The organism is Nocardioides astragali, assembly GCF_024436375.1.
In the GTDB taxonomy this organism is placed as follows: domain Bacteria; phylum Actinomycetota; class Actinomycetes; order Propionibacteriales; family Nocardioidaceae; genus Nocardioides; species Nocardioides astragali.
This window is the reverse complement of the sequence record NZ_JAFMZM010000003.1, coordinates 244492-269498: the sequence shown is the minus strand read 5'-3', so window position 1 is coordinate 269498 and position 25007 is coordinate 244492. Positions and strand designations below refer to the sequence as shown.

Sequence of the window (25007 nt, the reverse complement as noted above, 5' to 3'; positions counted from 1 at the left end):
TCTGCCGGTGGTGTTCTGGGGTCACTTCGACGCTAGGTGCGCAGGGGCGCATGCGCGTCGTCGCCAGGGCCCGATGGTCGTACGACGCGTGGCGGAGCCGGTGTCCTCCAGAAGGAGGACCGTGGCGGCTCAGGCCTCGTCGAAGAGTCCGGTCTGGTAGGCGAGGACGATCGCCTGCGCGCGGTCCCGCAGGTCGAGCTTCTGGAGCAGCCGGGTCACGTGGGTCTTGACGGTGGTGTCGCTGATGAAGAGCTCTCGGCCGATCTCGGCGTTGGAGAGCCCCCGTGTGATAAGCCGGAGGACCTCCATCTCCCGAGGTGTCAGGTCCGCGACGGCCGCGGGTGGCGCCTGGCGTCGTACGGTCGCGAAGCGTCGGATCACGCGGCGGGTCACGGTCGGTGAGAGCAGCGCCTCGCCGGCAGCGATGGTCCGGACGGCGGCGAGGAGCTGCTCGGGCGGGTCGTCCTTGAGCACGAAGCCACTGGCCCCGGCGCGCAGCGCCTCGAAGACGTAGTCGTCGAGGTCGAACGTGGTGAGGATCAGCACCCGGGCCGTCGTGTCAGAGCCCAGGATCCGTCGGGTGGCCTCGAGCCCGTCCATCTCGGGCATCCGGATGTCCATGAGGATGACGTCGGGCCGGAGGCGCGCCGCCTGCGTCACGGCGTCACGGCCGGTGCTGGCCTCCGCCACGACGTCGATGTCCGCCTCGTCGGCCAGCAGCAGGCGAAAGCCGGCACGCACCATCGTCTGGTCGTCGACGACGAGGACGCGGATGGTCACGACCCACCTCCCAGGGGCAGCCGGGCCCGCACCAGGAAGCCGCCGCCGGGGGCGGGGCCGGCATCCAGGTCGCCGTCGAAGAGCTTCACCCGCTCCCGGATGCCGGCGAGGCCATGGCCGCCCCCGCTCCCGCTCCCGCTCCCGCCGACCCTCGCGCGAGCGCCGTCGCGGCCGTGGTCGAGCACCTGCAGGCCCAGCTCGTCCGGCCCGTACGCCACCACCACCTGCGCGACGCCCGCCCCGGAGTGCTTGAGGCTGTTGGTCAGCGCCTCCTGCACGATCCGATACGCCGAGAGGTCCAGGCCGCGGGGGAGGGCGACGGGATTGCCGCGGACCTCGACCCGCACGTCGAGCCCCGCGGCCCGGACGTCGCGGACGAGCCGGTCGAGGTCGTCGAGGCCCGGGGTCGGCGCCAGCTCGGGCGCGTCATCGTCGTCGCGCATGGCGGCCAGCAACCGCCGCATCTCAGTGAGCGCGGTGCGTCCTGCCTCCTCCACGTTGCGCAGGGCCTCCCGGTCTGCGGCTGCCGACTCGGGCATCCGATGCCGCACGGCACCGACCTGCAGCACGATCACGCTGACCGCGTGGGCGACCACGTCGTGCAGCTCACGCGCGATCCGGCCCCGCTCCTCCGCCACCGCGACGCGGGCGGCCGCCTCCCGCTGGAGCTCGGCGAGACGCGCGCGCTCCTCGGCGGCCTCAGTCCGCTGCGTGCGCTCGCGCAGGGACCACCCCACCAGCCACCCCAGGGCGAACATCACCGGGACGGAGATCATGTCGTCGGCCGTGGAGTCGGGCCCGTTGCGAACGACCGCCAACGAGCCCCCCAGCGCGATGATCAGACCGATGCGGGAGAGCGACGCGTTGCGGACCGTGCCCAGCAGCACGGCTGCCCCCATCCCGGCGACGAGGATGCCGGCTCCGTTGACGATCAGCTGCGCGTCCACGAAGGAGAGCGCAGTGCACACCAGCCAGGTCGTGGCCGGTGCCGCGAAGGGGAAGCGCCGGCGGGCCAGCAGGGCCAGGACCGAGGACGTGATCCCGACGAGCCCGAGCACGAACAAGGGTCCGCTGGGGTGCTCGAGGTCGTCGCGCAGGAGGGTCCCCACTGCTGTGACCACCGCGGTGGCGACGACCAGGAGGTCCAGACCATGCCTGGTGAGGAAGGCCCGCGCTCGGCTCACCTCATCAACGTACGACGCCCCGAGAGCTGCTGCGTCCACAAATAGGAGGACTCCCGACCGCCACACGGACGCCCTGCCCATGCCGTGGGAGCGGCTCCGCCGGGGGATGGAAGCGGGCCGCCCAGCGGATGTCGGGAGCGGTTGGTAGACAGGGGGGATGACCTCGCTCACCGACCACCCCATCACCGACGACGTACGCCGTGACGCGCGCGCGGGCGCCGAGCGCCACCTGCGCGCCCTCGTCGGGCGCGACGACGCCGTGCTGCGCGAGGACCAGTGGGCCGCCATCGAGGCGCTCGCCGTGGACCGGCGCCGCGCGCTGGTGGTGCAGCGCACGGGCTGGGGCAAGTCGGCCGTCTACTTCGTGGCGACCAAGCTGCTGCGCGAGGGCGGCGCCGGGCCCACCGTCATCGTCAGCCCCCTGCTCGCGCTGATGCGCAACCAGATCGCTGCGGCGGAGCGTGCGGGCATCCGGGCGGTGACGATCAACTCGACCAACATCGACCAGTGGCAGCCGATCCACGACCAGATCCACGCCGGTGAGGTCGACGTCCTGCTCGTCAGTCCCGAGCGCCTCAACAACCCCGGCTTCCGCGACGAGGTGCTGCCCCGCCTCGCTGCGACCTGCGGCCTGCTGGTGGTGGACGAGGCCCACTGCATCTCCGACTGGGGCCATGACTTCCGTCCCGACTACCGCCGGCTCCGCACCCTCCTCGCCGAGCTGCCGGCGGGGATCCCGGTGCTTGCCACCACGGCGACGGCCAACGCCCGCGTCACCGACGACGTCGCCGAGCAGCTCGGGGTGCACGCCGGTGCCCCGTTGGTCGAGGAGGGCCCCCCGGGCCCGTCGCGAGACCAGGTGCTGGTGCAGCGCGGCACCCTCGACCGCGAGTCGCTGCGGCTGGGGGTCGTGCAGCTCAAGACGCCCGAGCAGAGGCTGGCCTGGCTCGCCGACCACCTGTCCGAGCAACCCGGCTCCGGCATCGTCCACTGCCTCACCGTCGCCGCGACCCAGGAGGTCGCGGGCTACCTCCGCGACCGGGGCCTGCACGTCGCGGCCTACTCCGGCCAGACCGAGCCCGACGAGCGGCACGCCCTCGAGCAGGCCCTGGTCGACGGGAAGGTGAAGGCGCTGGTCGCCACCAGCGCCCTCGGCATGGGCTTCGACGCGAGCCTCGGCTTCGTGATCAACCTCGGGGCGCCGCAGTCGCCGGTCGCCTACTACCAACAGGTCGGCCGGGCCGGCCGTGGCACCTCTCTACCTTCTTCTGGCGCGACCGTCGTCCTCCTGCCGCAGATCGAGGATCGCGACATCTGGGCCTACTTCGCCTCCCTCGGGTTCCCCCGCGAGGAGCAGGTCCGCGAGACGCTGGCGGCGCTCGCCGAGTCCGAGCGCCCCTTGTCCACCGCGACCCTGGAGACGCGGGTCGAGCTCGGCCGCAACCGGCTCGAGTCGATGCTCAAGGTCCTCGACGTCGACGGCGCGGTCCAGCGCGTGCAGGGCGGCTGGGTCGCCACCGGCCGGCCGTGGCACTACGACGCCGAGCGCTACGCCCGGGTCGCCGAGGCGCGTGAGCGTGAGCAGCAGGCGATGCTCGGCTACCTCACGACCGACCAGTGCCGGATGCGCTACCTGCGCGACCAGCTCGACGACCCCGACTCCGCCGACTGCGGGCGCTGCGACAACTGCGGCGGCCTGACCCTCTCGACCTCGGTCAGCGACGCGGCGGTGACCGAGGCGGAGCACCGCCTCTCGCGTCCCGGCGTCACCCTCGAGCCGCGACGGATGTGGCCGACCGCGCTCGCCAACCTCGGCCTCGACCTCAAGGGCAAGATCGCCGACGGTGCCGAGCCCGGGCGTGCCGTCGCGCGGCTCACCGACCTCGGTCACGGCCAGGCGCTGCGCGCCCTGTTCCGTGAGGACACCCCCGACGGTCCGGTTCCGCCGGGTCTGGCGCAGGCGGTCATGGAGGTGATGAAGGACTGGTCGCCCGAGTGGACCGCCCGGCCCGACGCGATCGTCGTCGTCGAGTCCGCCACCCGGCCCACGCTGACCCGCGACCTGGCCGACGGTCTCTCCCGCGTCATGCAGGTCCCGGTCGTCGGCACGTGGGCGATCCGCGACGCCTCGGTCCCGCCACGGGCCGGGCAGGCCAACTCCGCCCAGCGCGTCGCAGCCGTACGCCGTCGGGGTGGGCTCGACGGCGAGATCCCGGCCGGCGCGACGGTGCTGCTCGTCGACGACCAGGTGGCGTCCGGCTGGACGCTCACGGTCGCCGCGACGGCGATCCGTGCCGCGGGTGCGGCCGGGGTGCTCCCGCTGGTGCTGGCCACGCAGAGCTGAGCGCTGTCAGGCCGATGACGGGGCCGGTCAGTGACCGATCATCGCGGCCGGGTCGACCGGGGCGACCTTCTTGCGAGGCAGGAAGGCAGCCGGGATGAGGCAGCAGCCGACGAGGACCGTCGCCACGATGAACACCGTCGCGAAGGCCGAGGCCATGTCCTCCGTCGCCCGGGCGAAGATCGCCTCGAGCGAGCCGGGATCGATGCCGAGCGACTGGGCCGCCTGGGCGAGGACCGAGGGGTCGTCGCTGCCCTTGGCAGCGCCGCTGATCGCGCCGGCCTGGCCGACGGCCGCACTCTGCTTGAGCTCGTTGGTCAAGATCACCGAGAAGAGCGCGGTGCCGATGGAGGCCGCGACCTGCTGGGTGATGTTCAGCAGGGTCGAGCCCCGGGCCACGTTGTCGTGGGTGAGCGTGGCGAGCGCCGCGGTCATGATCGGCATCATCGTGCCTCCCATCCCGAGACCCATGATGAACAGCGCCGTGAGCATGTAGGCGTACGACGTGTCCGCCCCGATCTGGGTGAACATCGCCATGCCGGCGGTGATGACCGCGATGCCGACGAGCACGATCTTGCCGGGCCCGATCTTGTCGGCGAGCACGCCGGCGATCGGCATGGTGATCATCGCGCCGACACCCTGCGGGGCCAGCAGCAGGCCGGCGCCCAGGGCGTCCTCGCTGCGGACCTGGATGAAGTAGAGCGGGAACAGCAGCGATGCCCCGAAGAACGCGATCGCGAAGAGCATCATCGCCAGCACGGCGACGGTCATGTCCTTGTTGGTGAACAGGCGCAGCTCCACGAGCGGGTGGATGTTGCGACGCGCCAGCGCCCACGGCACGAAGGCGACGATCAGGGCCAGCCCGATCACTGCGGGGAGCCACACCTCGGTGGCGGTGGCCGTGCCGTGCTCGGGGATCGAGCTGACGCCGTAGAGGAACGCGGCCAGGCCGGGCGAGAGGAGCGCCATGCCGAGCCAGTCGAACGTCTCCGAGGGCTCGACCTCGTCCTTGGGCAGCACGATCCACGCGTAGACGATGGCCCCGATGCCGATCGGCAGGTTGATCAGGAAGATCCAGTGCCAGGAGACGGAGTCGATCAGCGCGCCACCGATGATCGGGCCGAAGATCGGGCCGAGCAGCATCGGGATGCCGAGCACGGCCATCACGCGACCGACGCGCTCCGGGCCGGCGGCGCGGGTCAGGATGGTCATGCCCAGTGGCATCAGCATGCCGCCGCCGAGGCCCTGGAGGACGCGGTAGAGGACGAGCAGCTCGAGCGAGGTTGCCGTCGCGCACAGCACGGAGCCGGCTGTGAAGAGCAGGACGGCCAGCAGGTAGAGGCGCTTGGTGCCGAAGCGGTCGGCCGCCCAGCCGGTCAGCGGGATGACGCTGGCCAGGGCGAGCGTGTAGCCGGTCATCGTCCACGCGACCTCGGCGGCGGTGGCGTCGAACTCGCGCTGGAAGGTCTCGAGGGCCACCGAGACGACGGTGATGTCGAGGATGGACATGATGGCGCCGAGGACGACCACGCCCGCGACGACCAGGACGCCCTTGTCGAGCTTGTCGGAGCTGTGGCCCGGGTCGGTCTCGCCGGACTGGATCTGGGTGTCGGTCACCCCGAAAGGGTATTGATCGCGCGCGACAACCACCCAATCGTTTTTGCCGTGGTTCGTGCGGTGGTCCGCGTCACCCGGCAGGTACGTCGTCGAGCTCCTCGATGCGGGCCAGGCTCGGCCCGCGACGGGACCGGAGGTCGCGTGCGACGGACTCCACGTCCCGCATCACCCGCAGGATGTTGCGGCAGGTGAGCCTGCCCAGGTCGTCGCTCGACCAGCCGCGTTCGGCGAGGGCGCCGACCAGCGCGGGGTAGGTGGACACGTCCTCGAGCCCGGTGGGCAGCACCGCCACGCCGTCGTAGTCGCCGCCGAGACCGATGTGGTCGATCCCAGCCACCTCGCGCACGTGCTCGCAGTGCGCCACCACGTCGGCCAGCGTCGCCGGCGGCTGGGGATGACCACGGGTCCACGCGGCCTCGAAGGCTGCGAACCGTACGCCGTCGGACTCGGGGATCCCCTCCGCCGCTGCTGCGGCGACCATCTCCCGGTGCCAGTCGGCGCACGCCGCGTTCACGAACTTCGGCACGAAGGTCACCATGCACACGCCGGTGCCCGCGGCCATCACCTCGAGCACGTCGTCGGGTGCGTTGCGCGGGCTGTCGGTGACCGCCCGGGCGGAGCTGTGGCTGAAGATCACGGGCGCCTCGCTGACCTCGAGCGCGTCGCGCATGGTGTCGGCCGAGACGTGCGAGAGGTCGACCATCATCCCGACGCGGTTCATCTCCCGGACCACCTCGCGGCCGAAGGGGCTCAGGCCCCCGAGCGCAGGCTGGTCGGTCGCGGAGTCGGCCCACGGGGTGTTCGCGTTGTGGGTGAGGGTCAGATAGCGCACGCCCAGCTCGTGCAGCTGGCGGAGCGTTCCGAGCGAGCAGTTGATGGAGTGCCCGCCCTCCGCCCCGACGAGGGACGCCATCCTGCCGCTCGCCCAGGCCCGCTCGATGCCGTCGGCAGTGGTCGCCCACGCGAGCTGGTCGGCGTACGTGCTGGTGAGGTGACGTGCGGCATCGATCTGCTCGAGGGTCGCACTGACGGCGTCGTCGCCGGTGAGGTGGCACGGGACGTAGACCGACCAGAACTGCGCCCCCATCCCGCCGGCGCGCATGCGGGGCAGGTCGGTGTGGGTGGGCGTGCCGCCGGCGCCGACGTCGAGGCGCGCGAAGTCGTACGCCGTGGCGACCCGCGCTTCCCACAGCAGGTCGTTGTGCCCGTCGATCACCGGGTGCGAGGCGAGGACACGGGCGACGAGGCTGGGGACGTCCATGGGCCTCGACGCTAGCCGGTCCCCGGCCTCGGGGAACCTTGTGTCGGTGCCAGGCGTTAGCGTCCTGTCGACCACAGCGGTCCGACGGTCTGGAGGTCGCATGAGCTTTGTCCCGGTCACCGGTCCCGCCAGGCTGCTGGTGGGGGAGCCGCCCCGGGAGGGCTCCGTCGAGTTCACCGACGAGCGCCGCACGATCGTGATGCCGATCCGGGGCGCGCTGCCGGTCCTGGGGAAGGTCCGCGACCAGGACGACATCCATCCCTCCGTCGCCCTGCTCGCGGGTGCCGCGCTGATGGGTCTGCAGCTGGTGGCCTCGGGACGCTTCGCACCCGACCCCGACGGGCGGCACTGGCAGGTCGCCGGGCTGGACGCCGCCGACCAGCGGCGCATCACCGACCTGGCCCGCTCGCGTGCCCACGACGGGTTCGACGAGGCCACCGCGGAGGGCATGGTGCGTGGGCTGCTCGACGCGGTCGTCGACACCATGCCGCGAACGACCCCGGGCCGCTCGCGCCGCGGGACGCTGTCCCCGGTCGGCCGACCGGCGGCGCGGCCGACGAGCCCCGACGACTTCAGCGACCAGCTCCAGCAGCGCATCGCGCGGATCAGGTCGCGCGGCAAGGACGACCGTTCCCACCTGGTCTCCATCTCGTTCCGGATCGAGGCCGACGAGGAGGAGCTCGTCGCGGGCGCGGTGCGCCTGGTCGTGCAGGTGCACGCCGTCGACAACGCCGCCCACCTCGCCGACGCCTCCGAGCTGTGGGCGGAGGCCGGACCCGACGCCGCCCACGGGTTCGGCGACCGAGCGCGCACGCACGCGGCGATCGCCCTCCGCTCGGCGGCCGACGCATGGCCGGTGCTGGAGCGCCTCCTCGACCTGCGGATCCCCGACGAGATCACCCTCGACTCCGACGAGATCCTGTCCCTCCTCGACGGTGGCGCTGCCGCGCTGACCGAGGCCGGGCACCCGGTCATGTGGCCCAAGTACCTCGATCGCGACGTCACCCAGCGCGTCGAGCTCGGCCAGCAGACGAGCTCGCGGGGCCGGCGCGAGGAGCCCTTGCAGGACGGTCTCTTCGGTCCGCAGGCCCTCTTCGGCTTCGAGTGGCAGCTCTCCCTCCACGGCGAGCAGCTCACCGACGACGAGATGGACGAGCTGGCCCGCACCACCAGCCCGATCATCAAGCTGCGCGACAACTGGGTCGCCGTCGACTCCGCGGTGATCAAGCGGGCCCGCAAGCGGCTGATCCGCACCATCACGCCCGTGCAGGCCCTGGCGGCCACGCTGACCGGGGTCGTCGACATCGAGGAGGTCCCCTACGAAGCCGTCGTGGGCGCCAGCCTCCTGGTGGTCCGCGACCGCTTGCGCGACGCCGCGACCGGCGAGCCCGTCGACGTACCCCCCGCGCTGCGGGCCGAGCTCCGCGACTACCAGCGACGGGGCCTGACCTGGCTGGCCGAGCTCACCTCCCTCGGCCTGGGCGCCTGCCTGGCCGACGACATGGGCCTGGGCAAGACCATCACCCTCATCGCCCTCCACCTGCACCGTGCCGGAGAGGGAGGCGGGGGCCCGACCCTCGTGGTCTGCCCCGCGTCGCTGCTCGGCAACTGGGAGGCCGAGATCCGCCGCTTCGCCCCCGGGGTCGCCGTACGCCGCCACCACGGCAGCGCGCGCGACCTGGCCGAGGTGAGCGACGGGTTCGTGCTCACGACCTACGGCACGATGCGCAACGACGCGGCGCTGCTCGCCGAGGTGCCGTGGGACCTGGTCGTCGCCGACGAGGCCCAGCACATCAAGAACTCCCGCTCCGCCGCCGCCCGCGCCCTGCGCGCGATCCCCAGCACCGCGCGGGTGGCCCTCACCGGCACGCCCGTCGAGAACGACCTCACCGAGCTCTGGTCGATCCTCGACTGGGCCATCCCCGGGCTGCTCGGCAGCCGCAACGCCTTCCGCAAGGTCTGGGCCGGACCGATCGAGTCGGGGTTGGAGCCGACCAAGGCCCGGCAGTTCGCCGACCTGATCGGGCCGTTCCTGCTGCGCCGCCGCAAGTCCGACCCCGGCATCGCGCCCGAGCTGCCGGCCAAGACCGAGACCGACCACGTCCTCGGCCTGACCCGCGAGCAGGTCGTCCTCTACGAGACCCTGGTCCGCGAGTCCATGCGCCGCATCGAGGAGGCCGACGAGGAGACACGGCGCGGCCTGGTGCTCAAGCTGCTGACCGGCCTCAAGCAGATCTGCAACCACCCCGCCCACTTCCTGCGCCAGCCCAACCCCAAGCTGCGCGGCCGCTCGGAGAAGCTGGAGCTCCTCGACGAGCTGGTCGGCACGGTGGTCGCCGAGGACGGTGCCGTCCTCGTCTTCACCCAGTACGTCGCCATGGCGCGGCTGCTCGAGCGCCACCTGGCCGCCACGGGCGTGCCGCACCAGTTCCTGCACGGCGGCACCCCGGTCCGCGAGCGCGACGCGATGGTCGCGCGGTTCCAGGCGGGCGAGCTCCCGGTGTTCCTACTCTCCCTCAAGGCGGGCGGCACCGGCCTCAACCTCACCCGCGCCGACCACGTCATCCACTTCGACCGCTGGTGGAACCCCGCCGTCGAGGACCAGGCCACCGACCGGGCCTACCGGATCGGCCAGACCCGCCCGGTGCAGGTCCACCGCTGCATCACCCAGGGCACCATCGAGGAGCGCATCGCCGAGCTGCTCGCCCGCAAGCGCTCGCTCGCCGACTCGGTCCTGGCCCGCGGCGAGACCGCTCTGACCGAGCTGTCCAACGCCGAGCTGCGCGACCTCGTGGAGCTCAGACGTTGAGCACCCCGACCAGCTCCCAGGGCACCACGCACCCGCGCCTGCCCGCCCGCCGCGGCGGCGGACCGGCGACCTGGTGGAGCAAGGCGGTGCTCCGCGCCGTCGAGGAGGCCGCCTTCAGCGCCCAGGACCTGCGAGCCGGCCGCTCGCTGGCGCGAGCCGGCGCGGTCGGCTCCATCACCGTCGGAGAGGGCAACGCGGTGGCCGCGGTGACCGCAGGTCACGACGCCTTCACCGTCGAGGTGACCGTCCCGGTGCTCGACGACTCCGACGCGGCGGCTTTCATCGAGCTCGTCGCGGCGGAGTCGGGACGGATCGCGGCACTGCTCGCCGGCCAGCTGCCGCACGCGCTGGTCGAGGCGGTGGAGGAGGCAGGCGTCGAGCTCCTGCCCTACGGCGGGGAGCTGGGCTCGGCCTGCACGTGCGATGCGTGGCTGGATCCCTGCCCGCACGCACTGGCGGTCCTGACCCAGCTGGCCTGGTTGATCCAGGCCGACCCGTTCGTGCTCACCCACCTGCGCGGGCTGTCGCGTGACCGGGTGCTGCGCGAGCTCCACCGGATCACGCGGCCACGCGCACCGGAGCCGGGGGACCGTGAGTCTCCGAGCGACTCAGGGTCGAGGGACGGACCGGCGGGTCCTGACGAGGTCGACGACCTCGTCGTCGCCGAGGACGCGGCGGCGCGGGCCGCGCGGCTGCTGAAGCAGGACCGCCCGTTCGACTCGTGGTGAGTGACTCGCCCAAGAGGCGGGTCAGCGGACCTCGGTGGTGGAGGCCGGACGCGCGCCGAGCTCCTCGTCGAGGCGCAGCAGGCCGGGCCCGTCGTCGTTGATCATCTTGACCCGGCCGACGATCTCCTTGACCGTCGCCTCCTCCTCGACCTGCTCCTCGAGGAACCAGTTGAGCAGCGGTCGGGCGTCGAGGTCGCCCTCGCTCTCAGCGAGGCGGTAGAGGTCGCGGATCGACGCCGAGACCCGCTCCTCGTGGGCCAGTGCGGACTCGAAGGCGTCGAGCACCGAGCCCACCGCCGGGGTGGGCGCCTGGGTGGCACCGATCCGCGGGTGGTTGTCACGGTCGGCGAGGTGGTCGATGAACTTGTTGGCGTGGACGATCTCCTCGTCGGCCTGGTGGCGCAGCCACGCAGCCATGCCGGGCAGGTCCATCAGCTCGAGCTCGATGGCGAGCTGGCGGTAGACCAAGGAGGCCTGGAACTCCAGCGTGATCTGGGCGTTGAAGGCGTTCTCGAGGTCGTCACTCAGCTTCATGCGCGCCAGCCTATCGGTGCCGAACGCGCCCGTCGTACGGCCGGGACTCAGGCGAGACCGAGGGCGCCGTGCGCCATGTCGCGGAGCACGTCGTGCATCTGCGGGTCGGGCAGCCGACCGCTGTGCGGCGTGGAGTTGAGCAGGCCGAACAGCACGTGGGCCCGGGTCCGCGAGGCCTCGGGGCTCAGCGTCGTGTCGTGGAGGCGGATCTGCGCCGCCCACACGTCGACGTAGGCGCGTTGCAGTGCGCGCACCCGCTCGCGTGCCTCGTCGGGGAGGCTGCTCCAGTCGCGGTCCTGGACCACGATCAACGCCCGGTGGTCGATGGCGAACTGGATGTGCCACTCGACGAGCGCCTCGAGCGCCGCACGGGACCCGTCGGCGCTGGCGACGCGGCTGCGGCCCTCGGCGAGCAGCGTCTCGCTGATGGAGACGAGCATCTCCGCGAGCATCGCGTCCTTGGACTCGAAGTGCTTGTAGAGCGCAGGTCCCGAGATCCCGCAGGCCGAGCCGAGCTCGGCCACCGACACGCCGTGGAACCCGCGAGCGGCGAAGAGCTCGGCCGCGATGTCGAGGATCTGCTGGCGGCGGGGGGTCACGAGCTCGAGGTTAGTGCCTGCTAACTCGTCCCACGGAGTGCGAGGTGCCGGAAGCACCACCTGGCGCTCGGGCGCCTCCCAGACAGCAAGCGGAATCACGCGTACCTCCCCATTTCGATGCTCCAGTGGGCCGCACCCCCGCGGCGGCCCACTGATCCCCACGATCAGAGCACCTTCTCCCGGGAGAAGTGTGCCCGCGGTGACCAGCGAGTTCAGTCGTGCCAGCACCACCTTTCGTTTACCCCACGAGGATCGCAGGTCACCACCCCCTCACGGGGGAAGCGAGGCGCTCACGGTGTGGTGCCTGCTCTACCGACGTGGGGCGTCCGCGTGACTACAGTTCGCGGCATGTCGCAGATCCGAGTCGTCCTCGCCGAGGACGGCGACCTGCTCCGCGCCGGTGTGCTGGCCCTTCTCGAGGGTTTCGACGACATCGACGTGGTCGCTACCGCGACGAGCCTCCCGGAGCTTCTGGCTGCGGTGGACCAGCACCGTCCCGACGTGCTCCTGACCGACATCCGGATGCCGCCGGACTTCACCGACGAGGGCATCCGTGCGGCGGGGGAGCTGCGGCGTACGCATCCCGACATCGGCGTCGTCGCGCTGACGCAGTACTCCGACGTCGAGTACGCCCTCGACCTGGTCCGCGACGGGAGCGACGGTCGTGGCTACCTGCTCAAGGAGCGCGTGGCCGACGTCGACGAGCTGGTCGCCGCGCTGCGCACGGTGGCGGCCGGCGGCTCGGTGATCGACCAGATCGTGGTCGACGCGCTGATGGCGACCAGCACCCGACGGCACGACTCCGTGATCGACCGGCTGACCCCTCGCGAGCTGGAGGTGCTGGCGATGGTCGCCCGCGGCATGACCAACGCGGCGATCGCCGACGAGCTCGTGGTCACCGACCGGGCGGTGGAGAAGCACATCAACTCGATCCTCAGCAAGCTCGACCTGCCCTCCGACGCACCGGTGCACCGCCGGGTCGCAGCCACCCTGGTCTTCCTCAGTGAGGTCGGGGTGGGCGGCGGGGTGGCGCCGCGTCGATGAGGCGGCTCCTGTCCGGCTGGGACTCGCTCGACCCGGGACTGGCGCACCTGGTGCGCCTCAACCTCCTGGCACTCGTGGTCTCCATCGTCGCGCTGGCCGGCGCCTACGTGCTCGGCTTCCGCCACAGGTCGGTGGAGATCGACCTCGCAGTGATGGTCTTGTCCTTGCTGTTCATGCTCGGGACGCTGCCCCTCACGCCGCGCCACGGCGCGCCAGTGGTGCTGATCGGGCTGACCCTGTCGGCTGCCGCGTTCGGCGTCGGGGGCACCTGGGCGACGCCCAACCTCTCGCCGCTCACTGCCCTGCTGATGATGATCCCGATGCTCGTCGCGATCCCCTACGTCTCGCGGCCCTGGCTCAACGCACTCGGGGTGTTCGCGGTCGTGGGCAGTGCCGGGGTGGCGGCGCTGGGGGAGTGGCGGCGTCAGGACGCGCTCAACGAGCTCTGGTGGGTCAACGCCGTGGTCATCGCCTCCTCGCTGCCCGCGGTGGTGCTCGTCGTGACCTTCCTCGTCCGCGACGCCTACCAACGGTTGTCGGAGAAGGGCGACCAGCTCGTCGAGTCCCGCACCCTGATCGTCGAGGTCGCGGATGCCGCCCGGCGCAGCATCGAGCGCGACCTCCACGACGGAGCGCAGCAGCGGCTCCTGGCGATGAGCGTCACCGTCGAGCGGGCGCGCAAGGAGCTCCTGGCCGGTCGCCACGAGGGGGCCTCGCGCCTGATGGACCAGCTGGCCACCGACAACCGGGAGGTGCTGCTCGAGCTGCGTGAGCTTGCCCGCGGGATCTACCCGCCGCTGCTGACCGAGCGCGGCCTCGTCGCCGCCCTGCAGTCGACGGCGCGACGCTCGGTGGTGCCGGTGACGCTCGACATCGCCGACTTCACCCGCCCCAGCCGGCAGGTGGAGGCGGCGGCGTACTTCTGCATCCTCGAGGCGCTCACCAACGTGGCCAAGCACTCCGGCGCCACCGAGGTGTTGGTCACGGTTCGCGGGCTGCCGCACCTCAGCTTCTGCGTCTCCGACGACGGCCGCGGGTTCGACCGCCACGTCGTGACCCCGGGCGGCCTCCTCGGCATGGAGGCCCGGGTCGCCGCGGCGGGGGGCACCCTCCACCTGGAGACCGAGCCCGGGAGGGGCACCACCGTCAGGGGAGAGTTCCCGCCACTGGACGCCACAGGTTAACGATCGCTAACCTGAGTCGGTGTCCGATCCCCAGAGTGCTCCGTCCGGTGCCCCGACCATGCGCGACCTCGTCGACGACCTGCGCACCCGGCTGGCCCGGGTCCGCCTGGGCGGGTCGGACAACGCGCGCCGCAAGCACACCGACCGGGGCAAGCTGCTGGCCCGCGACCGCGTCGACCGGTTGCTCGACCCCGGTAGCCCGTTCCTCGAGCTGAGTCCGCTCGCCGCCTTCGGGATGTACGCCGGTGGCCCGGGGGGTGATGACTACGCGGTGCCGTCCGCCGGCGTTGTCGCCGGCATCGGCCGGGTGTCCGGCCGCGAGTGCGTCATCGTCGCCAACGACGCCACCGTCAAGGGCGGCACCTACTACCCGATGACGGTGAAGAAGCACCTCCGGGCGCAGACGGTCGCCGCCGAGAACCACCTGCCCTGCATCTACCTCGTCGACTCCGGCGGTGCCTTCCTGCCGATGCAGGACGAGGTCTTCCCCGACCGCGAGCACTTCGGCCGGATCTTCTTCAACCAGGCCAACCTCTCGGCCGCCGGGATCCCGCAGATCGCGAGTGTCATGGGCTCCTGCACGGCCGGCGGCGCCTACGTCCCGGCGATGTCCGACGAGACCGTGATCGTGCGCAACCAGGGCACGATCTTCCTCGGCGGACCGCCGCTGGTGAAGGCCGCGACGGGGGAGGTCGTCACGGCCGAGGACCTCGGTGGCGGCGACGTGCACGCCCGCACCTCCGGCGTGGTCGACCACCTCGCCGAGGACGACGCCCACGCGCTCGCCATCGTCCGCTCGATCGTCGACACGCTGCCCGCTGCCCGGCCGGCCCGCGAGGCGAGCGCGGAGGTCGAGGAGCCGCACCATCCGCCGGAGTCGATCTACGACGTCGTGCCCACCGACACCCGCACGCCGTACGACGTGCGCGAGGTGATCCGCCGCGTCGTCGACGGCAGCCGGTTCCACGAGTTCAAGAAGCTCTACGCCGAGACCCTGGTCTGCGGCTTCGCCCGGATCTTCGGCCACGAGGTCGGCATCGTCGCCAACAACGGCATCCTGTTCAGCGAGTCGGCGCTCAAGGGCGCGCACTTCATCGAGCTGTGCAACCAGCGCAAGATCCCCCTGGTGTTCCTGCAGAACATCACCGGCTTCATGGTGGGTCGCGAGTACGAGAACAAGGGCATCGCCCGCGACGGCGCCAAGCTGGTCACGGCGGTCGCCTGCAGCGTCGTGCCGAAGTTCACCGTCGTCATCGGCGGCTCGTTCGGCGCCGGCAACTACGGCATGTGCGGTCGCGCGTACGACCCGCGCTTCCTCTGGATGTGGCCCAACGCGCGCATCTCGGTGATGGGCGGCGAGCAGGCCGCGTCGGTGCTCGCGACCGTCGCCGGCCGCGAGGAGGACGAGGAGTTCAAGGCGCCGATCCGCGACCAGTACGAGACCCAGGGCTCGCCCTACTACGCCACTGCGCGGCTGTGGGACGACGGGATCATCGACCCCGCCGACACCCGCCGCGTGCTGGGCATGGCGCTCGCCGCGACGTCGTACACGCCCATCCCGGAGCCCCGCTACGGCATCTTCAGGATGTGATTTCACCCCACGACGTTCTTCGCTCCCCCGCTCCGCTCCTCCGCGAACAACGCCGCGGGGACCCCGAAGGAGAAGATTGATGCAGACGCTATTGGTTGCCAACCGCGGCGAGATCGCCCTGCGGGTGATGCGCACGGCGGGGCGCCTCGGCTGGCGCATGGTCGCCATCCACACCGACCTCGACGCGGACGCCCCCCACGTGCGGGCGGCCGACCGCGCCGTCCGGGTCGAGTCCTACCTCGACATCGACGCAGTGGTGGCGGCCGCGCGCGAGAGCGGCGCCGGCTACGTCCACCCCGGCTACGGCTTCCTCTCCGAGCGCGCGCCCTTCGCCCGGGCGCTGGCCGACGCGGGCATCACACTCGTCGGCCCGTCGGCCGACGTGATGGACGCGATGGGTCGCAAGGACGCGGCGCGCGAGGTGGCCGTCGCTGCCGGCGTGCCGGTCGTGCCGTCGTACTCCCTCGAGGGTCCGGCCGCAGTCGACCCGGCGACGTTCGCCTATCCCGTGCTGGTCAAGGCGGCCGCGGGCGGCGGCGGCAAGGGCATGCGGGTGGTGCGGTCGCGCGACGCCTACGAGGAGTCGTACGCCGCCGCGCAGCGCGAGGCACGCTCGGCGTTCGGCGACGACACGATCCTCGTCGAGAAGTACGTCGAGTCCGGCCGCCACATCGAGGTGCAGGTGCTGGGCGACGCGCACGGTCACGTGCTGCACTTCTTCGAGCGCGACTGCTCCACCCAGCGCCGGCACCAGAAGGTGCTCGAGGAGGCGCCGGCGCCGACGATCGCCGACGAGCAGCGCTCGGCCATCACGACGTCCGCCGTCGCGCTGGCGCAGCAGTGCGGCTACACCGGCGCCGGAACGGTGGAGTTCCTGCTCGACAACGCCTCCGGCGAGTTCTACTTCCTCGAGATGAACACCCGGCTCCAGGTCGAGCACCCGGTGACCGAGGAGGTCGTCCGCGTCGACGGCTGGGCCGACGGTCGGGTCGACCTCGTCGAGCTGCAGCTCCTGGTCGCGACCGGCGCGCGGCTGCCCTTCGATCAGGAGGCCGTCACCCTCGAAGGGCACGCCATCGAGGCACGGGTCTACGCGGAGGATTCCTTCAACGGCTTCCTGCCCCAAGCGGGTCGTACGTCGATCGTGAGGTGGGCTGACGGCGAGGGTGTCCGCGTCGACCACGCCCTCGAGCCCGGCCAGGAGGTCAGCACCTCCTACGACCCCATGCTCGGCAAGGTGATCGCCTGGGGGAGCGACCGCGAGGCGGCGCGGGCCACGCTCGTCGCCGCGCTCGACCGGACCGCGGTCCTCGGCATCACCACCAACACGGGCTTCCTGCGGGCGCTCGCCGCCTCCGACGAGTTCCGCGACACCACGATCGACACGGCGTGGCTCGACGACCATGAGGTCCCTGCGCCAGACGCCGACCTGGCGCGGGTCTTCGGCGCGTGGACCGAGGTGCTCCTCGACACGACCTCCGACCCCACAGGCACCTCGGGTCCGTGGCACGCCGACGGCTGGCGGATGGGAGGCGACCCCGCGCCCGACACGGTCGTGCTCGGCGACGACCTGGTGGTCGTGGACCGGCATCGCGGCCGGGTCACGCACGGCGCGGTGAGCCACGACGTACGCATGGTGTCGGCCGCGAACCACACCGTCCACCTCCTCGTCGACGGTCACGCCGAGCACGCCGTGCTCAACGTGCAGCGCGACTTCGTCGAGGTCGTGCACCGGGGGCAGCGCTGGTCGTGGGAGCGGCCCGATCCGTTCGCCGACCACGCCGCGGCTGCCGGTGACGGGACGCTGCTCGCGCCGATGCCCGGCACGGTCCTCGCGGTCAACGTCGCGGAGGGCCAGGCCGTGGCGGAGGGTGAGACGCTGGGAGTGATGGAGGCGATGAAGATGGAGCTCGCGCTCAAGGCACCCTTCGCGGGCACGGTCACCTCGGTCGGTGCCACGGCGGGCGAGCAGGTCAAGCTCGGGGCGTCGCTCTTCGTGGTGACGGCTGCGCTGGTCGAGGAGGGCGCTCCGCGCCCGTCACGAGACCCGGAGCCCGGCGCATGAGCGCGCTTCCCATGACCGTCCGCCCCGACGGCCTCCCGGACCGGGTCACGATCTACGAGGTCGGCCCGCGTGACGGCCTGCAGAACGAGAAGGGGATCGTGCCGGTCGAGGTCAAGGCCGAGTTCGTACGCCGCCTCGTGGCCGCGGGACTGCCGATCGTCGAGGCCACCTCGTTCGTGCACCCCAGGTGGGTGCCGCAGCTCGCCGACGCGCACCTGTTGATGGCCGAGCTGGGCGAGGCCGGCCGCCACCTCCCGGTGCTGGTGCCCAACGAGCGTGGCCTCGACCGGGCACTCGAGCTGGGCCTCGAGCACATCGCCATCTTCGGCAGCGCCACCGAGACGTTCGCGAACAAGAACCTCAACCGCACCTTCGACGAGCAGTTCGCGATGTTCGAGCCCACCGTGGCGCGCGCCCGCCACGCCGGGATGGACGTGCGGGCCTACGTCTCGATGTGCTTCGGCGACCCGTGGGAGGGAGCCGTCCCCATCGAGCAGGTCGTCACGGCCGGCACCCGGCTGCTCGACCTGGGTGCGAGCCAGCTCAGCCTCGGTGACACCATCGGCGTCGCCACCGCCGGGCACGTGAGGGCGCTGGTCGCGGCCTTCGCCGAGGCAGGCGTGGCGACCGACCGGTTGGCGATGCACTTCCACGACACCTACGGCCAGGCGCTCGCCAACACCCACTCCGCGCTGCAGGTGGGGATCACCACGTTCGACGCCAGCGCGGGTGGACTCGGCGGTTGCCCCTACGCCAGGTCCGCCACCGGCAACCTGGCCACCGAGGACCTCGTCTGGATGCTGACCGGCCTCGGGATCGACCACGGTGTCGACCTCGAGGCCGTGGTGGCGACCAGCGTGTGGATGGCCGGGCACCTCGGCCGACCGAGCCCGAGTGCTGTGGTCAGGGCGCTGGGTGGGCGCTGACCGGATCCCCACCCGGACTGGCACAATCAGCGCCATGAGCCGCGTCGTCCACCTCCACATCGGCGCACCCAAGACCGGGACCACCTATCTCCAGGACCGGTTGGTGCTCAACTCCGCATCCCTGGCCCGGCACGGCGTGACGATCCCGGGCCCGCGAATGGGGCGGGCGGACACGTTCCACTTCCGCGCGGCCCTCGACCTGCTCGAGCAGGACTGGGGAGGCGCGCCCGGCCACGCCAACGGTGCCTGGGACTCCATGGTCAAGAAGGTGCGTCGAGCCGACGGCAACGTGGTGATCAGCCACGAGATCCTCGCCGGCGCCAAGCCCGACAAGATCGCCAAGGCGATGAACGACCTCGCCGGCAGCGAGGTCCACGTCATCTACTCCGCGCGCGACCTCGGGCGCCAGCTGCCCGCCGCGTGGCAGGAGTCGATCAAGCAGGGCCGCAAGTGGCCGTTCCGCCGCTTCCTCACCAAGGTCGAGCGTGGCCAGACCTGGTTCTTCAACGCGATGGACCTGCCGCGGGTGCTGTCCCAGTGGGGCGCGAAGCTGCCGCCCGAGCGCGTCCACGTCGTCACCGTCCCCCACGACCGGGGCCCCAACGGCGACGAGCTGTGGCTGCGGTTCTGCCGCGCCTTCGGGATCGACCCGACATGGGCGCCGCTCGACTCCGAGCGCGACAACCGCTCCCTCGGCATCGCGGAGACGTCGCTGCTGCGCAAGCTCAACCGTCGCCTCGAGCTCGGCGTGTGGCGCGAGCCGGCGTACGACGGCCTCATCCGCGAGATGCTCGCGCAGGAGGTGCTGGTCTCCCGCAAGGCCGTGCCGGTGCGGCTCCCCCCTGACCGCTACGACTTCGCCGAGGAGCGGGCCGAGCTCTGGATCGAGTGGATCAAGGGCAGCGGAGTCGACGTCATCGGCGACATCGACGACCTGCGCCCCCGGCGACCCGCCGACGACGAGGAGTGGCGCAACCCCGACCGGGTCCGCGCCAAGCTCGAGCTCGGCGCGGCGCTCGACGCCCTCACGGTCATGACCCAGGAAGCCGCCAGCCGCTCCTCGGCCGACTCCATCGGCGACCGCGTGCGCGACACGGCGCGTCGGCTGCGCGAGCGTTGACCAGCGCCGGTCCCACCGCGGCCGAGTCGTCGGCCCGTGCGCACAGCTGGGTCGCGCACCTGCGCGAGGGAGGTACGACGCCGTGGCTGGCGTGGGCCGGCCGACCCGCGACCGAGACGGGCCGCACAGGTCCGCTCCCGGGCGCCCAGCAGCTCGAGCTGCTCCGGCGGATCAACGTGGCTGCGCAGTTGAGTGCTCAGTCCCGCGGCGGCAACGACGGGTCCAGCACTCGACTCGCCGATCGCGTGCTCGCCGCCCCGGCCGCGGGACGGGGCAAGGCCGACCTGCCGTTGGTGGGCGCCACCGCACCCGGCTTCGGGCCGCGCCCGGTGGACCCCGAGTCGGTCAGCGCGCACGAGCTGCTCCGCGTGGCGAGCGTGGTGCTCGCCGACGACTTGGTCGCGCTGGGCGCCGACCCGGTCCGCACGTCGTGGCCCCGGCCGTGGCGGCGCAGGTTCCGGCTGGTGGGCGACCCCGTGCTGGTCGGCGCCCTCCGCGAGGACCTGCTCGCTCGCGGGCGTCCCGAGGGCGGACCTCGTCCCTTCCTCGTCGCGGTCGGCGCACCGCTCGACGACCTGCTGGCCCGCACCTGGACCCAGCGCTGCTTCGAGAGCGGCACCAAGCCGTGGGCCGAGTGGCTGCGGTTCTGGCGCGAGCGCGATCAGCTGCCGGCGCGTGCGGACCTCGTCGCGTCCGTACGCCGGTGGAACGCGCGCCGTCCGTTGGTGCGCATCGTCACCGACCTCGACCAGCTGCCCCGGCAGGTCGGCGTACGCCACCTCCCGGACGTCCGGGTCCCGGGCGCCGACCAGGCCGAGCTGGCCCGACGGGTCGCGGCCGTGGTGGGCCTCAAGGTCCCTGCCCCCGAGCGACCCGCCCTGATGCGGACCCTGCAGCGACGGATCCCCGACCACGGCGTCGCGCCGGTCGGCGTACCGACGCGGGAGCGGGAGTGGGTCGCCTCCTCGGCGGAGCGCATGACCCGCAGCATCACCCGCGCTGGCTACTCTGTCGTCGGCGACCTGGCGGACCTCGCGCCGCGCACCGCGCCGTCCGCGACGACCGGTACGGGTGCCGACGACCAGCAGGTGCTGGACCTGGCGATCCGGATGGTCGTCGACCCGAGCTGGCGCGGCGCCGGACAGACTGAAGGGCAGGTGGAGCGGTGAGCAAGCGGGTGCTGCTGCACGTGGGCTGTCCCAAGACCGGCACGTCCTACCTCCAGGACGTGCTGTTCCGCAACCAGTCCCTGCTCCGCGAGCACGACATCCTCTATGCGGCCGACCGGTTCGACGCGCACTTCCTCGCGGCGCTCGACCTGATGACGCTGCCGTGGGGAGGCCTCGAGACAGAGGCTGTCGGCGAGTGGGACCGGCTCGCTGATCAGGTACGCGGGTGGCACGGCACCGCGATCATCAGCCACGAGATCTTCGCGCGGGCCACACCCGCCCAGGTGGCGCGCGCACTCGCCTCGCTCGGTGACGCCGAGGTCCACCTCGTGCTCTCGGTGCGCGACCTGGTCCGTCAGATCCCGGCGGAGTGGCAGGAGAACGTCAAGCACCGCAGTCACATCACCTACGCCCGCTTCCTGCAGACCATCCGGGACCCCGCGCGCGACTCCAAGATCGGGTCGTGGTTCTGGGCGGTGCAGGAGGTCCCCGACATCCTGGACCGCTGGGGTACATCCCTGCCGGCCGACCGCGTCCACCTGGTCACCGTGCCGCCGCCGGGCTCCGACCGCGGTGAGCTGTGGCGCCGCTTCTCGCGCACGTTCGGCCTCGACGACCTGCCGCTCGACCTCACGGCCGAGCGGGAGAACCCGTCCCTCGGCGTGCCGGAGACCTCACTGCTGCGCACCATCAACCAGCGGGTGACGTCGATCCTCGCGCCGCCGGACTACCGCCCGCTCGTGCGCGAGCTGCTCGCCCACCAGACGCTGTCGCGGGGCGTGGCCTCGGCCCGGCTCGGGCTCGCGCCCGAGGACCACGCGTGGGCGCAGGAGATGTCGCGAAGCTGGGTGGAGGTCCTGGCCGAGCGCGGGTACGACGTCGCCGGCTCGCTCGACGACCTCATCGGCACGGACCTCGGCACGTTCGCCGATCCCGACACGGCGACCGCCGACGAGCTGCTGCCCCCTGCGCTCGACGCGATCAGCGCGCTGCTGGTCGAGGCCGCCCGCCTCCGGGCGGTGGAGGAGCGGCTGCACGAGGAGCTCCGCGAGGCGCATGAGGAGCGCGACCGCGCGCGGCTGACGACGTCGTACCGCATCCGGCGCAAGGTGGTCGCCAGCCTGGAGGACAGCGCTGCCGGTCGCGGGACGCTGGATGCCTATCGGCGGGTGCGCAGGCGCGGCGCGGGCTGAAATGCACGAGAGTCCCTGGCCGATCCGCATCGACGGCCTGCTGTTCCGTGAGGCGGCCGAGCCCGACATCGAGGCGCTGCTCGCCTTCCGCAACGACCCAGGGGTCAACCACTTCATGGTGCGCACCTACGTGGATCCGGACGAGCTGCGCCGTGACTGGCTGGCCGTTCCGAGCAGTCCGACTGACTACTCCTGCGTGGTCGAGCGGGACGGAGAAGTGGTCGCGATGGGATTCCTCGACATCGTTGACGGAGTCGGCCAACCTGGCCACCCCACGGGCACCGACGGTCTGATCGGCTACATCGTCGACCCGCGGTTCGGCGGTGAGGGCATCGGTGCGGCCACCGCTCGCGCGCTGCTGCACGCCGCCTTCGACGGGCTCGGCCTGCGCAGGGTCACCGCTGCCGCGAACGCCGACAACCTGGCCTCAGTCCGGGTTCTCGAACGCGCGGGCATGCGCCGCGAGCGTCACGCGCGCCGGGCGCTGTGGCACCACGAGCTCGGCTGGCTCGACGAGGTGGGCTACGCACTCCTCGACGAGGAGTGGACAGCGCTCAGGGGCACTTCGAAGCCCGAGATGTGCCTGTGATCGTGCATGCGCGCATCGCGGTCCTCGGACGCGCGCGAAAGTTTTCGTACGGCATTGAGGCCACCTCGAGGCCGTGCATGCGAGCTTTCAGCTGCGGGTTTCACGGCCTGCGCGCCGTCGGGCGGTGCATCGTGCTCCCCGGCGGCCGGTAGACCCCCGACGGCCCGCTGCTCTTCTAACGCCGCCCAGGTCCCTGTCCAGGATGGGTGTTCGCGAGTTCAATGTCGTCATGAGCGATCGCGACGACTTCCTCGACTGGTTCAACACTGTCTGGCGATCCGCCGAGGTGGCCCTGCACAACGGTGATGCGGCACCTCGATTCGAGACCTGGTCCGAGCGAGAACCGGTGACGCTGTTCGGTGCGTGGCTCAGCGCCGTCGGCCCCGAGGCAGCCCGAGACATCTTCAAGAAGCTGGAGCAGACGTTCTCCGGTGCGACGTCCAGCGACATCGAGCTGGTGGCTGCAGATGTCAGCGGCGACCTGGCCTACACGGTCCACCGTGAGCTGACCTCCACCACCGTCGACGGGGAGCCCCGCGACTACGTGCTGCGGGTCACGCAGGTGTATCGGCGCGAGGACGGCGAGTGGAAGGTCGTGCATCGGCACGCCGACGCAGAACAGGAATCGGCCGAACGGCCCTGATGTGCTCGAGTCGTAGACCTCACACCTGAACCCGTGCTGGGCCGTCAGTCGCCGAGGAAGTAGACCAGCGCGATGGTGCCAAGCATGAGGAGCAGGAGCGGCATCAGCGTCCAGAAGTAGGTCGTATCGATGTACTTCCGCTTCTCGTCGGGGTCCCAGGGGCCTTGGGGGCGGTGGCTGCCGGGGTTGATGATCATGTGCCCACCCTCGCACGTCACGGGGCCACGGCAGCTGACAGGAGCGCTCCCGCTCGCGGGTCGACCCCCTCTGCGTCAGGGTCGGCCCGATGCCACAGCAGGCGCAGCAGAACTTCTGCCCTGCCCCGGGCCATCACCGACTCGCCCTCGCCGATCGTGACGTCGCCGGCCACGTCCGTGGCGACCAGGCGCAGTGCAGGGGACAGCGGTTCGACGCGACCGAGGTGCACCTGCCGCGGGTACATGACGTCCGTGACCTCCAAGACGCCGTCCCACGCGAGCCAGGGGTCGATCGGGCGGGGTACGCCGAGTGCCTCCTCGGCGTCCCACGTGTGCATCACGGTCTCGTGGACCTGGCGGCGCCTCCAGAAGCCGGCGGTCGGATCCTGGTCGTGCAGGGTCCAGGCCGGTGCGTCCGCGGGTGTCAGGGTCAGCACGTCGACGAGGCTCGAGGCGTGATGGCGGTACCACGCAGCCAGCGCCGAGCGCCCTCCTTCACCGGGTTCGGGGGGTTCGAAGTGCGGGTTCCCCTCGACCACGGCGTGAGCCGCCCACTGGTGGACACCCCCGAGGTGGATGACCAGGTCGCGCAGCGACCAGCCCGGGCAGAACGTCACCGCAGCACCGAGATCGGCGTCGCCGATGACGTCGGCGAACCGGTCCGTGTGGGCGCGCAGCAGACCCAGCCAGTCAGGCGCCTCGTGGGTCGGTCCTGGTCCGTCCGCCACCTCAGCGCCTGCGCGGCAGGAGCTCGCGGTCGGCGTAGCGCCCGATCTTCCACGTGGCGTAGCCGTCGGCGCCGGCGCCGACGACGCCACCGACGACCGGCACGCGGCGACCGACCGTCGTCGCCAGCCGCTTGCCGGCCACGCGCGTGATGATGTCGGTGGCGACGATCGCGGCGATGGTGCCGTCGAGGGTCGGGTCGTGGGCCGGTGCGGTGGCCAGTGCCATCGGAGTCGCGGGGAGCTTCTTCTTCTTGACCAGGTCGCCGACCTGCTCCTCCCCGAGCAGCAGCGCGAGGATCGCGTTGCGGACCCGGGGATCGGTCAGGTCGTGGCCACGCAGGTGCGCGATCCCGGCGACCATGCGGCACTGGATCACGGCCAGGCCGGTGACATTGGCCGGCAGCGCGATCGCCATCGTCACCAGACCCCCGACGTTGGTCGCGAACCCCTGCGCGCCGGCGATGCGGACGTTGTTCTCGATCACCTCGTGGATCGCGCGGTCGACGTTGCCGCGCTGCTCGGCCAGCTGCTTGTCAGCCGCCACCGCGGCAGGCGACAGCGGCCCGACGCCGTCGATGGCACGGTTGAGCGCCTCGCGCACGAAACCGGTGGTGAGTCCCGGCGCGAGCTCCTGGATCCTCGGTGCGAGCTGGCGTCCGACGGTGTGCTTCAAGCCCATGCCCCGATCGTACGTTCACTCGCTAG

The 25007-nt window shown here is 71.8% G+C and carries 22 protein-coding genes; 13 read left to right on the top strand and 9 right to left on the bottom strand.

Annotation, left to right across the window (positions count from 1 at the left end; genetic code table 11):
* Positions 1-129: 129 nt before the first annotated feature.
* Both J3P44_RS10390 and J3P44_RS10385 read right to left on the bottom strand, forming a co-directional pair.
* A complete protein-coding gene (locus J3P44_RS10390; RefSeq protein ID WP_255890270.1) occupies positions 130-780 on the bottom strand; it encodes a response regulator in 651 nt (216 codons plus the stop codon).
* The gene (locus tag J3P44_RS10385; protein WP_255890269.1) at positions 777-1964 is read right to left on the bottom strand and encodes a sensor histidine kinase; all 1188 of its coding nucleotides are present in this window, start codon (positions 1962-1964) and stop codon (positions 777-779) included. Before J3P44_RS10385 ends, J3P44_RS10390 begins: the two co-directional genes overlap by 4 nt.
* 157 nt (positions 1965-2121) lie before the next feature.
* Here J3P44_RS10385 and J3P44_RS10380 point away from each other — a divergent pair, with 157 nt between their 5' ends.
* Positions 2122-4308 (top strand): RecQ family ATP-dependent DNA helicase, encoded by a 2187-nt coding sequence (locus J3P44_RS10380; RefSeq protein ID WP_255890268.1) that lies wholly within the window; start codon positions 2122-2124, stop codon positions 4306-4308.
* 27 nt (positions 4309-4335) lie between these two features.
* Here the strand turns inward: J3P44_RS10380 and J3P44_RS10375 are convergent, their stop codons facing one another.
* Both J3P44_RS10375 and J3P44_RS10370 read right to left on the bottom strand, forming a co-directional pair.
* On the bottom strand, positions 4336-5922 hold the full coding sequence (locus J3P44_RS10375; RefSeq protein WP_255890267.1) for a DHA2 family efflux MFS transporter permease subunit: 1587 nt from the start codon (positions 5920-5922) through the stop codon (positions 4336-4338).
* Positions 5923-5992: 70 nt separating this feature from the next.
* Positions 5993-7183, bottom strand: coding sequence for a dipeptidase (locus J3P44_RS10370; protein WP_255890266.1), 1191 nt, complete (start codon positions 7181-7183; stop codon positions 5993-5995).
* Positions 7184-7283: 100 nt separating this feature from the next.
* Here J3P44_RS10370 and J3P44_RS10365 point away from each other — a divergent pair, with 100 nt between their 5' ends.
* Positions 7284-9992: a DEAD/DEAH box helicase gene (locus J3P44_RS10365; RefSeq protein WP_255890265.1), complete on the top strand. Its 2709-nt coding sequence runs from the start codon at positions 7284-7286 to the stop codon at positions 9990-9992.
* Positions 9989-10720 carry an SWIM zinc finger family protein gene (locus J3P44_RS10360; RefSeq protein ID WP_255890264.1) on the top strand — a complete coding sequence of 244 codons (732 nt, stop codon included), beginning with the start codon at positions 9989-9991 and terminating at the stop codon, positions 10718-10720. The genes J3P44_RS10365 and J3P44_RS10360 overlap by 4 nt, the downstream gene beginning before the upstream one ends.
* A 21-nt stretch (positions 10721-10741) precedes the next feature.
* Here the strand turns inward: J3P44_RS10360 and J3P44_RS10355 are convergent, their stop codons facing one another.
* Both J3P44_RS10355 and J3P44_RS10350 read right to left on the bottom strand, forming a co-directional pair.
* Entirely contained in the window at positions 10742-11254 is a 513-nt protein-coding gene (locus tag J3P44_RS10355) for a ferritin (RefSeq protein WP_255890263.1), read from the bottom strand.
* A 47-nt stretch (positions 11255-11301) separates the two neighbouring features.
* Positions 11302-11853: a TetR/AcrR family transcriptional regulator gene (locus tag J3P44_RS10350; RefSeq protein ID WP_255890262.1), complete on the bottom strand. Its 552-nt coding sequence runs from the start codon at positions 11851-11853 to the stop codon at positions 11302-11304.
* Positions 11854-12201: 348 nt separating this feature from the next.
* Here J3P44_RS10350 and J3P44_RS10345 point away from each other — a divergent pair, with 348 nt between their 5' ends.
* From J3P44_RS10345 to J3P44_RS10300, 10 genes are all read left to right on the top strand, one after another.
* Positions 12202-12897 carry a response regulator transcription factor gene (locus J3P44_RS10345; protein WP_305122270.1) on the top strand — a complete coding sequence of 232 codons (696 nt, stop codon included), beginning with the start codon at positions 12202-12204 and terminating at the stop codon, positions 12895-12897.
* Positions 12894-14081 (top strand): sensor histidine kinase, encoded by a 1188-nt coding sequence (locus tag J3P44_RS10340; protein WP_255890261.1) that lies wholly within the window; start codon positions 12894-12896, stop codon positions 14079-14081. Before J3P44_RS10345 ends, J3P44_RS10340 begins: the two co-directional genes overlap by 4 nt.
* A 19-nt stretch (positions 14082-14100) precedes the next feature.
* The gene (locus J3P44_RS10335) at positions 14101-15672 is read left to right on the top strand and encodes a carboxyl transferase domain-containing protein (RefSeq protein WP_443678172.1); all 1572 of its coding nucleotides are present in this window, start codon (positions 14101-14103) and stop codon (positions 15670-15672) included.
* Positions 15673-15751: 79 nt separating this feature from the next.
* Positions 15752-17737, top strand: a complete 1986-nt coding sequence (locus J3P44_RS10330) for an acetyl/propionyl/methylcrotonyl-CoA carboxylase subunit alpha (RefSeq protein WP_255890260.1) — start codon at positions 15752-15754, stop codon at positions 17735-17737.
* A complete protein-coding gene (locus J3P44_RS10325) occupies positions 17734-18663 on the top strand; it encodes a hydroxymethylglutaryl-CoA lyase (protein WP_255890259.1) in 930 nt (309 codons plus the stop codon). Before J3P44_RS10330 ends, J3P44_RS10325 begins: the two co-directional genes overlap by 4 nt.
* A gap of 34 nt (positions 18664-18697) precedes the next feature.
* Positions 18698-19783 carry a hypothetical protein gene (locus J3P44_RS10320; protein WP_255890258.1) on the top strand — a complete coding sequence of 362 codons (1086 nt, stop codon included), beginning with the start codon at positions 18698-18700 and terminating at the stop codon, positions 19781-19783.
* Positions 19780-20952: a hypothetical protein gene (locus tag J3P44_RS10315; RefSeq protein ID WP_255890257.1), complete on the top strand. Its 1173-nt coding sequence runs from the start codon at positions 19780-19782 to the stop codon at positions 20950-20952. Before J3P44_RS10320 ends, J3P44_RS10315 begins: the two co-directional genes overlap by 4 nt.
* Positions 20949-22145, top strand: coding sequence for a hypothetical protein (locus J3P44_RS10310; RefSeq protein ID WP_255890256.1), 1197 nt, complete (start codon positions 20949-20951; stop codon positions 22143-22145). Before J3P44_RS10315 ends, J3P44_RS10310 begins: the two co-directional genes overlap by 4 nt.
* Position 22146: 1 nt before the next feature.
* Positions 22147-22734 (top strand): GNAT family N-acetyltransferase, encoded by a 588-nt coding sequence (locus tag J3P44_RS10305; protein WP_255890255.1) that lies wholly within the window; start codon positions 22147-22149, stop codon positions 22732-22734.
* Positions 22735-22963: 229 nt separating this feature from the next.
* Positions 22964-23377 (top strand): nuclear transport factor 2 family protein, encoded by a 414-nt coding sequence (locus J3P44_RS10300; protein WP_255890254.1) that lies wholly within the window; start codon positions 22964-22966, stop codon positions 23375-23377.
* A gap of 44 nt (positions 23378-23421) precedes the next feature.
* Here J3P44_RS10300 and J3P44_RS10295 read toward each other — a convergent pair whose 3' ends face one another.
* From J3P44_RS10295 to J3P44_RS10285, 3 genes are read right to left on the bottom strand one after another with little or no spacing between them, the layout of a single operon-like run.
* On the bottom strand, positions 23422-23574 hold the full coding sequence (locus tag J3P44_RS10295) for a hypothetical protein (protein ID WP_255890253.1): 153 nt from the start codon (positions 23572-23574) through the stop codon (positions 23422-23424).
* Positions 23575-23591: 17 nt separating this feature from the next.
* Positions 23592-24302, bottom strand: a complete 711-nt coding sequence (locus tag J3P44_RS10290) for a maleylpyruvate isomerase family mycothiol-dependent enzyme (protein WP_255890252.1) — start codon at positions 24300-24302, stop codon at positions 23592-23594.
* 1 nt (position 24303) lies between these two features.
* Positions 24304-24981 carry an EcsC family protein gene (locus J3P44_RS10285; RefSeq protein ID WP_255890251.1) on the bottom strand — a complete coding sequence of 226 codons (678 nt, stop codon included), beginning with the start codon at positions 24979-24981 and terminating at the stop codon, positions 24304-24306.
* Between the last annotated feature and the right edge of the window lie 26 nt (positions 24982-25007).

What these genes read in the sequence shown, in the direction of transcription:
- J3P44_RS10380 (WP_255890268.1), top strand. Translation starts at nt 2,122, where the DNA reads ATGACCTCGCTCACCGACCACCCCATCACCGACGACGTACGCCGTGAC.
- J3P44_RS10370 (WP_255890266.1), bottom strand. Translation starts at nt 7,183, where the DNA reads ATGGACGTCCCCAGCCTCGTCGCCCGTGTCCTCGCCTCGCACCCGGTG.
- J3P44_RS10365 (WP_255890265.1), top strand. Translation starts at nt 7,284, where the DNA reads ATGAGCTTTGTCCCGGTCACCGGTCCCGCCAGGCTGCTGGTGGGGGAG.
- J3P44_RS10355 (WP_255890263.1), bottom strand. Translation starts at nt 11,254, where the DNA reads ATGAAGCTGAGTGACGACCTCGAGAACGCCTTCAACGCCCAGATCACG.
- J3P44_RS10345 (WP_305122270.1), top strand. Translation starts at nt 12,202, where the DNA reads ATGTCGCAGATCCGAGTCGTCCTCGCCGAGGACGGCGACCTGCTCCGC.
- J3P44_RS10340 (WP_255890261.1), top strand. Translation starts at nt 12,894, where the DNA reads ATGAGGCGGCTCCTGTCCGGCTGGGACTCGCTCGACCCGGGACTGGCG.
- J3P44_RS10330 (WP_255890260.1), top strand. Translation starts at nt 15,752, where the DNA reads ATGCAGACGCTATTGGTTGCCAACCGCGGCGAGATCGCCCTGCGGGTG.
- J3P44_RS10325 (WP_255890259.1), top strand. Translation starts at nt 17,734, where the DNA reads ATGAGCGCGCTTCCCATGACCGTCCGCCCCGACGGCCTCCCGGACCGG.
- J3P44_RS10320 (WP_255890258.1), top strand. Translation starts at nt 18,698, where the DNA reads ATGAGCCGCGTCGTCCACCTCCACATCGGCGCACCCAAGACCGGGACC.
- J3P44_RS10305 (WP_255890255.1), top strand. Translation starts at nt 22,147, where the DNA reads ATGCACGAGAGTCCCTGGCCGATCCGCATCGACGGCCTGCTGTTCCGT.
- J3P44_RS10300 (WP_255890254.1), top strand. Translation starts at nt 22,964, where the DNA reads ATGAGCGATCGCGACGACTTCCTCGACTGGTTCAACACTGTCTGGCGA.
- J3P44_RS10295 (WP_255890253.1), bottom strand. Translation starts at nt 23,574, where the DNA reads ATGATCATCAACCCCGGCAGCCACCGCCCCCAAGGCCCCTGGGACCCC.
- J3P44_RS10285 (WP_255890251.1), bottom strand. Translation starts at nt 24,981, where the DNA reads ATGGGCTTGAAGCACACCGTCGGACGCCAGCTCGCACCGAGGATCCAG.